The sequence below is a fragment of the Variovorax sp. 38R genome (genome assembly GCF_014843395.1).
Taxonomy (GTDB): domain Bacteria; phylum Pseudomonadota; class Gammaproteobacteria; order Burkholderiales; family Burkholderiaceae_C; genus Variovorax; species Variovorax paradoxus_H.
Genome location: NZ_CP062121.1, coordinates 546,189 through 560,802 on the forward strand (window position 1 = coordinate 546,189; position 14,614 = coordinate 560,802).

General features: G+C 67.7%; 12 protein-coding genes. 10 read left to right on the forward strand and 2 right to left on the reverse strand.

The genetic code is table 11. The features are described from left to right. Positions 1-5 precede the first annotated feature (5 nt). From IG196_RS02385 to IG196_RS02420, 8 genes are all read left to right on the forward strand, one after another. Positions 6-440: a DUF2147 domain-containing protein gene (locus tag IG196_RS02385; protein WP_192194879.1), complete on the forward strand. Its 435-nt coding sequence runs from the start codon at positions 6-8 to the stop codon at positions 438-440. 36 nt (positions 441-476) lie between these two features. Further along, positions 477-2,900: a 3-hydroxyacyl-CoA dehydrogenase/enoyl-CoA hydratase family protein gene (locus IG196_RS02390; protein WP_192194880.1), complete on the forward strand. Its 2,424-nt coding sequence runs from the start codon at positions 477-479 to the stop codon at positions 2,898-2,900. Positions 2,901-2,911: 11 nt separating this feature from the next. Beyond that, on the forward strand, positions 2,912-4,114 hold the full coding sequence (locus IG196_RS02395; RefSeq protein ID WP_192194881.1) for an acetyl-CoA C-acyltransferase: 1,203 nt from the start codon (positions 2,912-2,914) through the stop codon (positions 4,112-4,114). A gap of 148 nt (positions 4,115-4,262) precedes the next feature. Then, the gene (locus tag IG196_RS02400; RefSeq protein WP_192194882.1) at positions 4,263-5,099 is read left to right on the forward strand and encodes an acyl-CoA thioesterase; all 837 of its coding nucleotides are present in this window, start codon (positions 4,263-4,265) and stop codon (positions 5,097-5,099) included. A 5-nt stretch (positions 5,100-5,104) separates the two neighbouring features. Continuing rightward, a complete protein-coding gene (locus tag IG196_RS02405; protein ID WP_192194883.1) occupies positions 5,105-5,851 on the forward strand; it encodes an SDR family oxidoreductase in 747 nt (248 codons plus the stop codon). 49 nt (positions 5,852-5,900) lie between these two features. Then, positions 5,901-6,491, forward strand: coding sequence for a 2-hydroxychromene-2-carboxylate isomerase (locus IG196_RS02410; protein WP_192194884.1), 591 nt, complete (start codon positions 5,901-5,903; stop codon positions 6,489-6,491). Between the two features lie 153 nt (positions 6,492-6,644). Beyond that, entirely contained in the window at positions 6,645-7,409 is a 765-nt protein-coding gene (locus tag IG196_RS02415; protein ID WP_101488597.1) for an enoyl-CoA hydratase, read from the forward strand. Between the two features lie 195 nt (positions 7,410-7,604). Continuing rightward, complete coding sequence (locus IG196_RS02420; RefSeq protein ID WP_192196898.1) at positions 7,605-8,723, forward strand: ABC transporter substrate-binding protein; 1,119 nt, start codon at positions 7,605-7,607, stop codon at positions 8,721-8,723. Positions 8,724-8,733: 10 nt separating this feature from the next. Here IG196_RS02420 and IG196_RS02425 read toward each other — a convergent pair whose 3' ends face one another. After that, positions 8,734-9,177 carry an acyl-CoA thioesterase gene (locus IG196_RS02425; RefSeq protein ID WP_099794971.1) on the reverse strand — a complete coding sequence of 148 codons (444 nt, stop codon included), beginning with the start codon at positions 9,175-9,177 and terminating at the stop codon, positions 8,734-8,736. A 42-nt stretch (positions 9,178-9,219) separates the two neighbouring features. Here IG196_RS02425 and IG196_RS02430 point away from each other — a divergent pair, with 42 nt between their 5' ends. Then, a complete protein-coding gene (locus tag IG196_RS02430) occupies positions 9,220-11,055 on the forward strand; it encodes an ABCB family ABC transporter ATP-binding protein/permease (protein ID WP_192194885.1) in 1,836 nt (611 codons plus the stop codon). A 43-nt stretch (positions 11,056-11,098) separates the two neighbouring features. Next, positions 11,099-12,037 (forward strand): 2-hydroxyacid dehydrogenase, encoded by a 939-nt coding sequence (locus tag IG196_RS02435; RefSeq protein WP_192194886.1) that lies wholly within the window; start codon positions 11,099-11,101, stop codon positions 12,035-12,037. 21 nt (positions 12,038-12,058) lie between these two features. Here the strand turns inward: IG196_RS02435 and IG196_RS02440 are convergent, their stop codons facing one another. Beyond that, complete coding sequence (locus IG196_RS02440) at positions 12,059-14,590, reverse strand: TonB-dependent siderophore receptor (protein ID WP_225616906.1); 2,532 nt, start codon at positions 14,588-14,590, stop codon at positions 12,059-12,061. Between the last annotated feature and the right edge of the window lie 24 nt (positions 14,591-14,614).

A 14,614-nucleotide genomic window follows, 5' to 3' on the forward strand; every position in this document is an offset into this window, starting at 1 on the left:
CGCTCATGAAAGCAACGCTTGCAGCCGTCTTGTTCACCGTCACCGCCGTCTCGGCCATGGCCCAGAGCACGCCGGTGGGCCTGTGGCGCAACGTCGACGACAAGACCGGCGAGGCCAAGGCCGAAATCCGTATCGCCGAAACCAACGGCGCGCTGCTCGGGCGCATCGAGAAGTCGTTGAAGAAAGACACCAAGCCCGACGCCACCTGCGACGAATGCGCCGATGACCGCAAGGGCAAGCCCATCGCGGGCCTGGAGATCGTCCGTGGCGGCAAGAAGGCCGAGGGCAAGGACGTCTGGGAAGGCGGGAAGATCCTCGACCCCGAGAACGGCAAGGAATACCGCGCGAGCTTCACGCCCATCGACGGCGGCAAGAAGCTCGAAGTGCGCGGCTACCTCGGCCCCTTCTGGCGCACCCAAACCTGGAACCGTGTGCAGTAAACCTGCACGCAACCCATCCAAGAAATACCAAGCAACATGTCCCGATTTCAAGTGAAGAAGGTCGCCGTGCTCGGCGCCGGCGTGATGGGCGCGCAGATTGCCGCCCACCTCGTCAACGTGCGCGTGCCTGTCGTGCTGTTCGACCTGGCTGCCAAAGACGCGACCGGTGCGGTCGCTCAAGGTGCAGCGAAGAACGGCATCGTCACGCGCGCCATCGACAACCTCAAGAAGCTCAAGCCCGCGCCGCTCGGCGACGTGGCCGACGCGGGCCTGATCGAGCAGGCCAACTACGACGACGACCTGGCCAAGCTCGGCGAGTGCGACCTCATCATCGAGGCCATTGCCGAGCGCATGGACTGGAAGCTCGATCTGTACAAGAAGATCGCGCCGCACGTGGCCAAGCATTCGATCCTGGCCTCGAACACCTCGGGCCTGTCGATCACCAAGCTCAGCGAAGCACTGCCTGAAGCCCTGAAGCCGCGTTTCTGCGGCATTCACTTCTTCAACCCGCCGCGCTACATGTTCCTGGTGGAGCTGATCAACACGCCCACCACGCAGCCGCAGGTGCTCGACGACCTCGAAGCCTTCGTCACCAGCACGCTCGGTAAGGGCGTGGTGCGCGCGCACGACACGCCCAACTTCATCGCCAACCGCGTCGGCATCGCCGGCATGCTGGCCACGCTGAAGGAAGTCGAGAAGTTCGGCCTGACGCCCGACGTGGTGGACGACCTCACCGGCAAGAAGCTGGGCCGCGCCAGCTCGGGCACCTTCCGCACCGCCGACGTGGTGGGCCTGGACACGATGGCCCACGTCGTGAAGACGCTGCAGGACAACCTGAACGCCGAGAGCGATCCGTTCTACGCCAACTTCGCGACGCCGCCGGTGCTTGCGAAGCTGCTCGAGCTGGGCAACCTGGGCCAGAAGACCAAGGCCGGTTTCTTCAAGAAGGTCGGCCGCGACATCCTGCGCTTCGACCTGAAGAGCGGCGACTACGTGCCCGCCGGCGCCAAGGCCGACGAGGTGTATGGCCGCATGCTCAAGAAGCCCGCGGGCGAGCGCCTGAAGCTGCTGCGCGAGAGCGAAGGACCGCAGGGCCAGTTCCTCTGGGCCATCCTGCGCGACGGCTTCCACTACGCCGCGGTGCACCTGGCCGACATCGCAGAGAGCGCGCGCGACATCGACTTCGCGATGCGCTGGGGCTTCGGCATGAAGCAGGGCCCGTTCGAGCTTTGGCAGGAAGCCGGCTGGGCGCAGGTCGCCAAGTGGATTCAGGAAGACATCGACGCCGGCAAGGCGCTGAGCACCGTGCCGCTGCCCAAGTGGGTGTTCGAAGGCGCCGTGGCCAAGGCCGGTGGCGTGCACACGCCTGAAGGTTCGTGGAGCGCGTCGCAGGGCCAGTTCGTGCCGCAACGCAAGCTGCCGGTGCACGACCGCCAGCTGTTCCCCGAGAGCGTGCTCGGCGCGAACGCGGCGGACGCGAACACCGCAGGCACGACCATCAGCGACGAAGGCGATGTGCGCGTGTGGACGCTGGACGGCGAAGTGCTCATCGCGAGCATCCATTCGAAGATGCACGCCATCAGCCCCGACGTGGCCGAGGCGCTGGGCGCCGCGGTCGAACTGGCCGAGGCTGAATACAAGGGCCTGGTGATCTGGTCGCCCGACGAGATGTTCTCGGTCGGCGCCGACCTGCAGGCGATGCTGCCGGCCTTCGTGGTCGCCGGTATCGGCGCGGTCGAAGGCGCGGAAGAAGAGCTGCAGAACGTGATGCTCAAGATCCGCTATGCGAGCGTCCCGGTCGTCTCGGCCGTGCGCGGCATGGCACTGGGCGGCGGTTGCGAATTGGCCGTGCATTCGGCCAAGCGCGTGGCTGCGATGGAAAGCTACATCGGCCTGGTCGAAGTGGGCGTGGGCCTGATTCCCGGCGCGGGCGGCCTCACCTACATTGCACGTCGCGCGGCGGAGAACGCATCGGCTTCCACCGGCACCGACCTGCTGCCCTTCCTCACCGAAGGCTTCACCGCCGCGGCAATGGCGAAGGTCGGCACGGGCGCACTCGATTCGAAGAAGCTGGGCTACCTGCTCGACAGCGACGTGATCGTGCCGAACAAGGACGAACTGCTCTACGTCGCGCTGCAGCAGGCCAAGGCCATGGCCGACGCCGGCTACCGCGCACCGCTGCGCCGCACCTTCCGTGTGGCGGGCCGCAGCGGCGCCGCGACGATCAAGGGCCAGCTCGTGAACATGCGCGACGGCGGCTTCATCAGCGCGCACGACTTCCACATCGCCAGCCTGATCGCGAACGTGGTCACCGGCGGCGATGTGGACGCGGGCTCGCTCGTGACCGAGGAATACCTGATGACGCTGGAGCGCAAGGCGTTCTGCTCGCTCATCGTGCATCCCAAGACGCAGGAACGCATCATGGGCATGCTCAGCACCGGCAAGCCAGTGCGCAACTAAGGACAGATTTCATGAGCAGCAAGCAAGTACAAGACGCCTACATCGTCTCCGCCACCCGCACGCCCATCGGCAAGTCGCACCGCGGCTATTTCCGCAACTACCGTCCCGACGATCTGCTCGCGACCACGCTGAAGGCGGCGCTCGCCGCCGTGCCGGGCCTCGACCCCAAGGCCATCGAAGACATCATCTGCGGCTGCGCGATTCCCGAATCGCAGCAGGGCCTGAACGTCGCGCGCATCGGCGCGGTGCTGGCCGGCCTGCCGACCAGCATCGGCGGCATCACCGTGAACCGCTTCTGCGCCTCCGGCCTGTCGGCCGTGCAGATGGCCGCCGACCGCATCCGTGTCGGCGAGGCCGACGTGATGATCGCGGCCGGCGTCGAGAGCATGAGCATGGTGCCGATGATGGGCAACTCGCCCTCGCTGTCGCCCTCGATCTTCGAGCGCGAAGGCGACGTGGGCATCGCCTACGGCATGGGCCTCACGGCCGAGAAGGTTGCGCAGCAGTGGAAGGTGAGTCGCGAGGCGCAGGACGCGTTCGCACTCGCCTCGCACCAGAAGGCGCTGGCCGCACAGGCCGCCGGCAAGTTCGCCGACGAGATCACGCCGATCGAAGTGACCGACCGCACGCCGGACCTGGCCACCGGTGAGTCGATCGCCAAGACCCGCACCGTGAGCCTGGACGAAGGCGCGCGCCCCGACACCAGCCTCGAGGGCCTGGCCAAGCTGCGCACCGTGTTCGCCGCGCGCGGCACCGTGACGGCAGGCAACAGCTCGCAGACCTCCGACGGCGCGGGCGCGCTGATCCTGGCGAGCGAGAAGGCCATCAAGCAGTACGGCCTCACGCCGCTCGCACGCTTCGTGAGCTTCGCCAGCAAGGGCGTGCCGCCGCACATCATGGGCATCGGCCCGATCGAGGCGATTCCCGCTGCGCTGCGCTACGCCGGCCTGAAGCACGAAGACATCGACTGGTTCGAGCTCAACGAAGCCTTCGCCGCGCAATCGCTCGCGGTGATGAACACGCTGGGGCTCGATCCGTCGAAGGTCAACCCGATGGGCGGCGCCATTGCACTGGGCCACCCCCTCGGCGCGACCGGCGCGATCCGCGCAGCCACCGTGGTGCACGCGCTGCGCCGCGAGAAGCTGAAGTACGGCATGGTCACGATGTGCGTGGGCATGGGCCAAGGCGCAGCCGGCATCTTCGAGCGGGTCTGATCGGCAGGGGAATCACGGCCATGCACGGCACGCAGCAGCAGCTCCCTGCCGGCGGTGCATGGCCCCCGGTGCGTGCCGCAGTGCAGCACGCCAACGTCCCGCACACGACTGCGTGAGGTCATCCACCGGAGGCACACTGGCGATCACCATGCGCACGACCCCACACCCCTTCGACAAAGCCCTGGCCCTGCACCACAGCGACATCCGCGTGGGGCACTTCACGGGCACCACGAGTCCCGACTACTGGAACATGGTCGGTCCGTTCGGCGGCACCACCGCGGCGCTTGCGCTGCAGTCGGTGCTCCGGCACCCCGACCTGCTCGGCACGCCCATCGCGCTGACCGTCAACTACGCGGCCGCACTCGGCGAGGGCGCGTTCGACATCCAGGCCACCGCCGTGCGCACCAACCGCTCGACGCAGCACTGGACGGTGACGATCACGCAGCCCGGCGCCGACGGCACGACCAACATGACGACCACCGCCACCGTGGTGACGGCCGCACGCCGCGACACCTGGAGTCAGGCCGACCTCACCATGCCCGAGGTGCCGGCGCCCGAGTCGGTCGATCGCATGAGCATCGGCCCGTCGGGCGTGGCCTGGCTCGACCAGTACGAAATGCGCCCTTTCAGCGGCGGCATTCCCTCGAAGTGGGACGGCAGCTTGCAGCACAGCGAGACCCGCATCTGGGTGCGCGACGCGCAGGCCCGCCCGCTCGACTTCGCCTCGCTCGCTGCATTGAGCGACGTGTTCTATCCGCGCGTCTGGCTGCGCCGCGCCAAGCACGTGCCCGCGGGCACGGTGTCGATCACCACGTACTTCCATGTCGGCGCCGCCGAGCTGGCCGAGGTCGGCACGGGCTACCTGCTGGGTTGCGCGGCGGGGCAGCAGTTTTTCAACGGCTTCTTCGACCAGAAGGCGCAGCTGTGGAGCGAGAAGGGCGCGTTGCTCGCCACGTCCAATCAGATCGTCTACTACAAGGAATGAACGTCATGGCGCTCACCAAGGCTGCTCTCATCGTCGGCGCGGGCGACGCCACCGGCGGCGCCATTGCCCGCCGCTTCGCACACGAGGGCTACGCCACCTGCGTCACGCGGCGCAGCCTCGACAAGCTGCAGCCGCTGGTGGCGCAGATCGAGGCCGACGGCGGCCGGGCCCACGCCTTTGCCTGCGATGCACGCAAGGAAGAAGAAGTGGTGGCGCTCATCGAGCAGATCGAATCGACTGTCGGGCCGATCGAGGTGATGGTGTTCAACATCGGCGCGAATGTGCCGGAGAGCATCCTCACCGAGTCCGCGCGCAAGTACTTCAAGGTGTGGGAGATGGCCTGCTTCTCGGGCTTTCTCAACGGCCGCGAAGTCGCGAAGCGCATGGTGGCGCGCGAGATGCCGACGGGCGCTCATCGCGGCACGATCATCTTCACCGGTGCGACGGCGTCGCTGCGTGGCGCGGCCAACTTCGGCGCCTTCTCGGGCGCCAAGATGGCCTTGCGCGCGTTGGCCCAATCGATGGCGCGCGAGCTGGGGCCGCAGGGCATCCACGTCGCGCATGTCGTGGTCGACGGCGCCATCGACACCGAGTTCATCCGCAGCAATTTCCCCGAGCGCTATGCGCTGAAGGACAGCGACGGCATCCTGAATCCGGACCACATCGCCGACAGCTACTGGATGCTGCATTCGCAGCCGCGCGATGCGTGGACGCACGAGCTCGACCTGCGTCCCTGGTCCGAGAAGTTCTGACCGGCGCCGAGCTTCGCGCCGCGACACACAGCCTCAAGGAGACGACACCATGACGAAATCCGTCGATTTCTATTTCGACGTCGGCAGCCCCGCCGCCTACCTGGCCGCCACGCAGCTGCCGCACGTGTGCGCCGACACCGGCGCCGAGCTGGTCTGGAAGCCCATGCTGCTGGGCGGCGTGTTCCAGGCCACGGGCAACCACTCGCCCGCTGAAATCAAAGCCAAGGGCCCGTACCTCACGACCGACCTGCAGCGCTTCGCGAAGCGCTACGGCGTGCCCTTCGTGCACAACCCGCACTTCCCGATCAACACGCTGCTGCTGATGCGCGGCGCCACCGGCGTGCAGATGACGGCACCCGAACGCTTCGGCGCGTACGTCGATGCGGTGTTCCATGCGATGTGGGTCGCGCCGAAGAACCTCAACGACCCCGCGACCGTCGGCGCCGTCTTGCAGAATGCGGGCTTCGACGCCGCGGGCTTGCTCGCGCTGGCCGGCGCGCAGGAGACCAAGGACCGCCTCAAGGCGGTCACGCAAGAGGCGGTGGAACGCGGCGTGTTCGGCGCCCCCACCATGTTCGTCGGCGACCAGATGTTCTGGGGCCAGGACCGCCTCGACTTCGTTCGCGAAGCCCTGACCTGATGCACACCCCCAGGCTTGCCCACTTCGTGTGGCCGCCAACCCCCTTGCAGGGGGCGACACCTGCGGCCCGGCAAAGCCGGTTCCGCGGTGTCTCCCGAAGGAGCCACGCTCGATGAGCGTGGCGTTGTCCATTTTTTGTTTCAAGGAAATCCCATGAGCGACATCCTCGTCCACACCGAAGCCGGCGTGATGACCATCACCTTCAACCGCGTCGACAAGAAGAACTCGATCACCAGCAGCATGTACGCCGCGATGGCCGACGCGCTCGCCACGGCCGAGAGCGATGCGGCTGTGCGCTGCGTGCTGTTCCAGGGCGACCCGACGATCTTCAGTGCCGGCAACGACATCGGCGACTTCCTCAACGCGCCGCCTGCCAACACCGAATCGCCGGTGTTCCGTTTCCTGCGCGGCATCGCGACCTTCCCCAAGCCGATCGTCGCGTCCGTCTGCGGCCCGGCCGTGGGCATCGGCACCACGATGCTGTTCCACTGCGACCTCGTCTACGCGGGCGACAACGCAGCCTTCTCGATGCCCTTCGTGAACCTGGGCCTGTGCCCCGAGGCCGCGTCGAGCCTGCTGGTGCCGCAGATGCTGGGCTACCACCGCGCCGCCGAAGCCCTGCTGCTGGGCGAGCCCTTCATGGCCGAGGCCGCGCTCGAAGTGGGCCTGGTCAACCGCGTCGTTCCGCCGACCGAAGCCAACGGCATCGCCCAGACGCAGGCGCGCAAGCTCGCGGCCAAGCCGTTGACCGCGCTGATCGAAACCAAGCGCCTGCTGAAGAAGGCGCAGATGCCCGCCGTGCTCGAGCGCATGGGCGAAGAGGGCGCGAGCTTCGGCCGCATGCTGCGCGAGCCGGCTGCCAAGGAAGCGTTCGGCGCTTTCATGGAGAAGCGCAAGCCCGATTTCTCGAAGGTCTAAGCCTTCCGTGGACTTGCTTGCGAACGGTGGCTGCGTACACTGTTCCTCGTGCCTGCTCCAGACATCAACTCGTCCACAACGCCCGCCACACGGGCGATGCGTGCTACTGAAAAAGTAGCATTCAGGCCGACGCGCCGGCATGCTTTGGGCTTACTCGCGGGCTCGCTCGCGGCGCCCTCGCTGGTGCTGGCGCGTGTGCGGCCGTTGCGCATCGGGGTCATCGGCTCGTGGTCGGGGCCCTATGCGGGCGGTGGGCGCCAGTTCGACGCCGGCATGGCGGTCTGGCTGGCCGACCACAAGCAGCAGATCGCGGGCCGGCCGGTCGAACTCCTGCGCCGCGACGTGCCCGGCAGCGCGCCCGAACAGGCGCGGCGCCAGGCACAAGACCTCATCGAGAGCGAGCGCGTCGACCTGCTCACGGGGCTGGACTTCAGCTCCAACGCCTACGCCGTCGGCACCGTCGCCACGCAGGCGCGCGTGCCGACCGTGATCATGAACGCCGCCTCCTCGGGCATCACCGGGCGCTCGCCGTTCATGGTGCGGGTGTCGTTCACCATCGCGCAGGTCACGGCGCCGCTGGCGCGCTGGGCGCTGCAGCAAGGGCTGCGCGACGTGTGCACGGTGGTGGCCGATTACGCCTCGGGCGTCGATGCCGAAAGCGCCTTCGTCTCCGGCATCACCGCGGGCGGCGGGCGTGTCGGCGCGATGCTGCGCGTGCCGCTGAACACCCTCGACTATTCGGCCTACATGCTGCGCCTGCGCGAGCTGAAGCCGCAGGCCGTGTTCTTCTTCCTGCCCTCGGGCCAGATGCCGGCCATCTTCCTGAAGTTCTGGCGCGACCGCGGCATGGCCGACACCGGCATCCGCCTGCTCGCGACGGGCGACGCCACCGACGACCACTACCTGGACGGCATCGGTGAACTGGCCGAGGGGCTGGTCACCAGCCACCACTATTCCTTCGCCCACGAGTCGCCGGCCAACCGGCGTTTTGCGGGCGCCTTCGAGGCCGAGTACGGCAGCCACTTGCGCCCGGGCTACTTCGCCGTGGCGGCGCACGACGGGCTCGCGGCCATCGATGCCGCCCTGAGCGCACCGGGTGCGCGCGGCGGCAAGGCGGGCGCCGAGCGGCTGGTGGATGCGTTCCGCGGCCTGCAACTGGACAGCCCGCGCGGGCCAGTCGAGATCGACGCCCACACGCGCGACGTGGTGCAGTCGGTCTACATCCGCCGCGTGGAGCGGCGCGACGCGCGCTGGATCAACCGCGAGTTCGAGTGCATCGAACGGGTGCGCGACGCCGGCATCGGCGTCGGCTGAAGGGCGAGGTTCAGGCCGCCGGCTGCTCGATGGGACGCGGGCGGCCGTTGTCGTCGATGGCCACGTAGGTGAAGGTGGCCTGCGTCACCTTGATGTACTCGCCCTGGGCACGAAACCGCTCGGCAAATACTTCGACCGTCACCGTGATCGAGGTGCGGCCTACGCGCACCAGCTTTGAATAGAACGAGAGGATGTCGCCCAGCCGCACCGGCTGCTTGAAGATGAACTCGTTGACCGCCACGGTGGCCTGGCGGCCCTTGGCGTAGCGCGCCGGAATCACCGAGCCGGCCAGGTCGCACTGCGCCATGACCCAGCCGCCGAAGATGTCGCCGTTGGCGTTGCAGTCGGCCGGCATCGGAATGACCTTGAGCACCAGCTCCATGTCGGTGGGCAGGCTCTTGAGGGTGGCGGCGGCCGTCGCGGCGGCGGAAGAGGCACTGGAAGAAGAGGACATGGGCACAATCTGAGGCAACAACAACAGCCACGATTGTCCCCCATGCGCCGAAGCGGCGAAGCCCTTTCCTCCTCTCCCCATGCGCCTGGCGGCCATCCGCCGGACCGCGCCGACCGTTCCGACTGGGCGACCCTGCGTCGCCTCTTTCCCTATCTCTGGCAGTACAAATGGCGCGTGATGGCCGCGCTGGCTTTCATGGTGGGCGCCAAGGTGGCCAACGTGGGCGTGCCGGTGCTGCTGAAGAACCTCATCGACACGATGACGCCCAAGCCCGACATGGCGCAGGCGCTGCTCATCGTGCCGATCGGGCTGCTGCTGGCCTACGGGCTGTTGCGCTTTTCGACCGCGCTCTTCGGCGAGCTGCGCGAGCTGATCTTTGCGAAAGCCACCGAGGGCACGGCGCGGCAGATCGCGCTGGAGGTGTTCGGCCACCTGCATTCGCTGAGCCTTCGCTTTCACCTGGAGCGCCAGACCGGCGGCATGACGCGCGACATCGAGCGCGGCACGCGCGGCGTGCATTCGCTCATTTCGATGTCGCTGTACAGCATCGTGCCGACCATCATCGAGCTGGCGCTGGTGCTCACCATCCTGGGCGTGAAGTTCGATTCGCTGTTCGTGTGGATCACGGGCGCGGCGCTGGTGCTGTACATCAGCTTCACCGTCACGGTGACCGAGTGGCGCACGCAGTTTCGCAAGACCATGAACGAGCTCGACTCGATGGCCCAGAGCCGCGCGGTCGATTCGCTGCTGAACTACGAAACCGTCAAGTACTTCAACAACGAAGACTTCGAGGCCAAGCGCTACGACGCCAGCCTGGACCGCTACCGCAAGGCCGCCATCAAGAGCCAGCGCACGCTGAGCATGCTCAACACCGGCCAGCAGCTGCTGATTGCCGTGAGCCTCGTGCTGATGCTGTGGCGCGCCACCTCGGGCGTGGTCGAAGGGCGCATGACGCTGGGTGACCTGGTGATGGTCAACGCCTTCATGATCCAGCTCTACATTCCGCTCAACTTTCTGGGCGTGATCTACCGCGAGATCAAGCAGAGCCTGACCGACCTGGACAAGATGTTCGTGCTGATGGAGAAGGAGCGCGAGGTGCGCGACGCGCCCGGTGCGCAGCCGCTGGCGGGCATCAACTCCACCATCCGCTTCGAAGACGTGAGCTTCGCCTACGAACCGGAGCGCCCGATCCTCAAGCACGTGAGCTTCGAGATCCCCGCCGGCAAGACGGTGGCCGTGGTCGGCCCGTCGGGCTCGGGCAAGTCCACGCTCGCGCGCCTCTTGTACCGCTTCTACGACGTGCAGCAAGGCCGCATCACCATCGGCGGCGAAGACATCCGCGCCGTGCAGCAGTCCAGCGTGCGCCGCGCCATCGGCATCGTGCCGCAGGACACGGTGCTGTTCAACGACACGGTCGAATACAACATCGCCTACGGCCGCCCCGGCGCCACGCGCGAAGAGGTCGAGGGCGCCGCGCGCGCCGCGCGCATCCACGACTTCATCTCGGCCACGCCCAAGGGCTACGAGACGACGGTGGGTGAGCGCGGCCTGAAGCTCTCGGGCGGCGAGAAGCAGCGCGTGGCCATTGCGCGCACGCTGCTGAAGAACCCGCCGATCGTGATCTTCGATGAGGCCACCTCGGCGCTCGATTCGGCCAACGAACGCGCCATCCAGTCCGAGCTGCGCAGCGCCGCGCAGGGCAAGACCACGCTGGTCATCGCGCACCGCCTCTCGACCGTGGTCGAGGCGCACGAGATCCTGGTGCTCGAATCGGGCGTGATCGTCGAGCGCGGCACGCATGCCGATCTGCTGGCCCAGCAGGGCCGCTATGCGCAGATGTGGGCTTTGCAGAAGAGCGAAGCGGTGCCTCTGCTCTAGCCCGATCATTCATTCCCCTTCCTATCGATTCAGGAGTTCAGACGTGTCGACCAAGATTCCCCTGCTGGTGCTCAACAGCCTCTCGAGCGCCCACCAGGCCCAGATTGCCGAGGTCTACGACATGACCTACGCCTTCGGCGAGGCCGAGCGCGCCGCTGCCATCGCCGAGCACGGCGCCAAGTTCCGCGCGGTGCTGACCATCGGCGTCATCGGCCTCACACCCGCCGACATCGCGGCCATGCCGACGGTGGAGCTGATCTGCTGCCTCGGCGCGGGCTACGAGGGCGTGCCGCTCGACGTGACACGCGCACGCGGCATCGTCACCGCCAACGGCGCGGGCACGAATGACGACTGCGTGGCCGACCACGCCTTCGGCCTGCTCATCGGCATCGTGCGCGAGTTTCGCAAGCTCGACCGCCTGTGCCGCGAAGGCGTGTGGCGCGAAGCCATTCCGCAGCCGGCCAACGTGTCGGGCAAGAAGCTCGGCATCCTGGGGCTGGGCACCATCGGCCAGAAGATCGCCAAGCGCGCCGCCGCCTTCGACATGGAAGTCGGCTATCACAACCGCAAGCCGCGCGAAGGCGCCACGCAGCGCTACTTCGACGACCTGAAGTCGCTCGCCACCTGGGCCGACTTCCTGATACTGGCCGCGCCGGGCGGCCCGGCCACGAAGCACCTGGTCAATGCCGAGGTGCTCGACGCGCTGGGGCCACAGGGCTACCTCGTGAGCATCGGCCGCGGCAGCGTGGTCGACACCGAGGCGCTGGCGAAGGCGCTGCGCGAGCACCGCATCGCGGGCGCGGGCCTGGACGTGTACGAGAGCGAACCCAAGCGCCCCGAGCCGCTCGTCGGCCTGGACAACGTGCTGCTCACGCCGCACATGGCGGGCTGGTCGCCCGAGGCCACGCAGAAGTCGGTGGATCACTTCCTCGCGAACGCCGAAGGGCACTTCGCGGGGCGTGGCGTGCGCACGCCGATCTGACGCGTCGGCGGCTGCCGCGCCTCAGAACTGGTAGCGCACGCTCAGCGTCGTGCTGCGCGGCTCGCCGTAGAAGGCGGTTTCGAACAGCCCCAGGCCCGAGTAGTACTTCTTGTCGAAGAGGTTGTGGATGTTCAGCGTGGCCGACAGGTTCTTGTTGAACTGGTAGCGCGCCATCAGGTTCACCAGCGCGTAGCCCTTCTGCTTGAGGATGGCGTAGTCCGCATCGGCCGGGTTGTAGACCTTGCCGTGGAACGCGCTCTGCCAGCTGAGGCCGCCGCCCACGGTGAGCTGGTTCCAGCTGCCGGGCAGACGGTAGCTGGTCGACAGCCGCACCACATGCTCGGGCTGGCTCGCCATCAGCGTGGCGCCGTAGACGCGCTCGCCCTTGGCATTGCGCACGTGGTTGTAGGCATAGCCGGCCTGCAGGTTCCAGCCGTCGGCAATTTCCCCGGTCAGCTCAGCCTCGATGCCCTTGCTCTTGACGCCCTTGATGGCCTTGTAGACCGACGCGCCATCGACGAAGTCGACGTACTCGGCCAGGTTGTCCTGCTTGATCTGGAACGCGGCGAGGCTGGCCTTCAGGCGGCCGTCGAGGTAGTCGGCCTTGATGCCCGCTTCGACGCTGCGGCCTTCCACCGGCGGCAGGAACTGCCGGTTGACGTCCATCAGCGACTGCGGCGAGAAGATGCTCGTGTAGCTGGCGTACACCGAGTAGGTGTCGTTCAGGTCGTACACGACGCCCGCATACGGCGTGACCACGCCGCTCTTGCGCAGGCTGCTCGTCAGCGGCTGCGTGATGCCGTCGCTGTACACGCGGCGGTCGTCACCCGAGACGCGGCTCACGCGCGCGCCGAGGATGACCGACAGCGCATCGGTGGGGCGCAGGCGCGTCGCGCCGTACACGCCGGACTGGCGGCGCTTGTCGTTGTACGACGCGGTCTGCGTGAAGGCCGGTTGCGCAAACGTGCCGTTCCAGTTGAAGACGCTGCCCGTGAGCATCGGGTACTGCGACTCCGACCACGGGCCGTCGGTGCGGGTGTCGGAGCCCATCGCGCCGAGCATCAGCTCGTGCTTGCGGCCGAACAGCGCGTAGCTGCCCGTGAGGCTGGCGTTGACGGTGTTCTGCTTGCGGTTGCCGCGGAAGTCGCCGGAGAACAGGTACATGCCTTCGCCGGTGAGCGGATCGGGGTTGCCGCCGCTGGCCGAGCCCAGCAGCGAGCGGTGCTTGCTCGACTCGCTGTTCACCGACAGCTTCAGGCGCCAGTCGCCCGACAGCCGCTGGTCGAGCGTGGCGAACAGGTTGCGCGTTTCCAGCTTGCGCCGGCTCCAGGTGGTGGCCGGGTTGAACGAGCGCGCGAAGTCGGTGCGCGTGCCGTCGGTGTTGAAGACCGGGAAGCCGGTCCACGTGGAGCCGCGCGGGTCGGTGTCCTGCAGGTCGGCGCCCAGCGTCAGGCGGGTGTCGGGCGACAGGTCGGCCTCGATCACGCCGTACAGCACGCTCTTCTTCTGGCGGTAGTGGTCCAGGTACGACTCGCGGTCCTGGTAGGCGCTCACGAAGCGCCCGCGCACGCTGCCGCTCTGGTTGAGCGGGCCCGACAGGTCCACCTCGGCGCGGCCGTTGTGCCACGAACCCACGCTGGCGGAGACCGAGCCGGTGAAGTGGTCGGTCGGCCGCTTGCGCACGAAGTTGACGGTGGCCGACGGGTCGCCCGTGCCGCTGAGCAGACCGGTGGCGCCCTTCACGATCTCGATGCGGTCGTAGATCGTCATGTCGCTGTTGGTGGCGCCCCAGTCGTACACGCCGTCGTAGTCCTTGGCCACGCCGTCGTACTGGAAGTTGGTGACCGAGAAGCCGCGCGCGCTGAAGCTCCAGCGGTCGCTGTCGTAGTTCTGCGCCGTGATGCCGGCGGTCTGGCGCATCACGTCGGACACGCTGACGCTGCCCTGGTCGTCCATCTGCTGGCGCGTGACGACGGTGACGGTCTGCGGCGTGTCGCGCAGCGACAGGTCCAGCCCCGTCGAGCCCGACGACGTGCCGCCGGTGTAGGCGCCGGTGCCGTCGGTGCGCGCATCGCGCGCGGCCGAGGCGGTGACGGTCACGGCCGGTAGCGCGGAAGAAGCCGCGCCTTCCGCCCCGATCGACGGCTTCTGCAGCGTGCGCAAGGCATAGCCGCCGCCCGCCGCGCGGATGGCGGTGAGCCCGGTTCCCTGCAGTGCCATCGCCATCGCTTCATCCGTCGGATAGCTGCCGCTCACGCCGCTGCTCGTCAGGCCTTCGGTGACCTTCGACTCGAAGGTGATGAGCACGCCCGCATCGCGGCCGAGGCGATTGAGCACGCCTTCGAGCGGGCCGGCCGGGATGTTGAAGCGCTGCATTGCGGGCCCCGTCTGGGCCCACGCCTGCGCGGGCGCCACGAGGCCGCCGACGGCCAGGCTGGCCATGGTGGCCACGCACACGGCCTGCAGCGCGCGCGACAACGGATGCATGCCGGACGACGGACGCGACGGGGAAAGATGCGGCGCGTGGATCGGCCGGCGGATGCGTTGCAGCATGAAATTACCTTCGATGGATCGGTG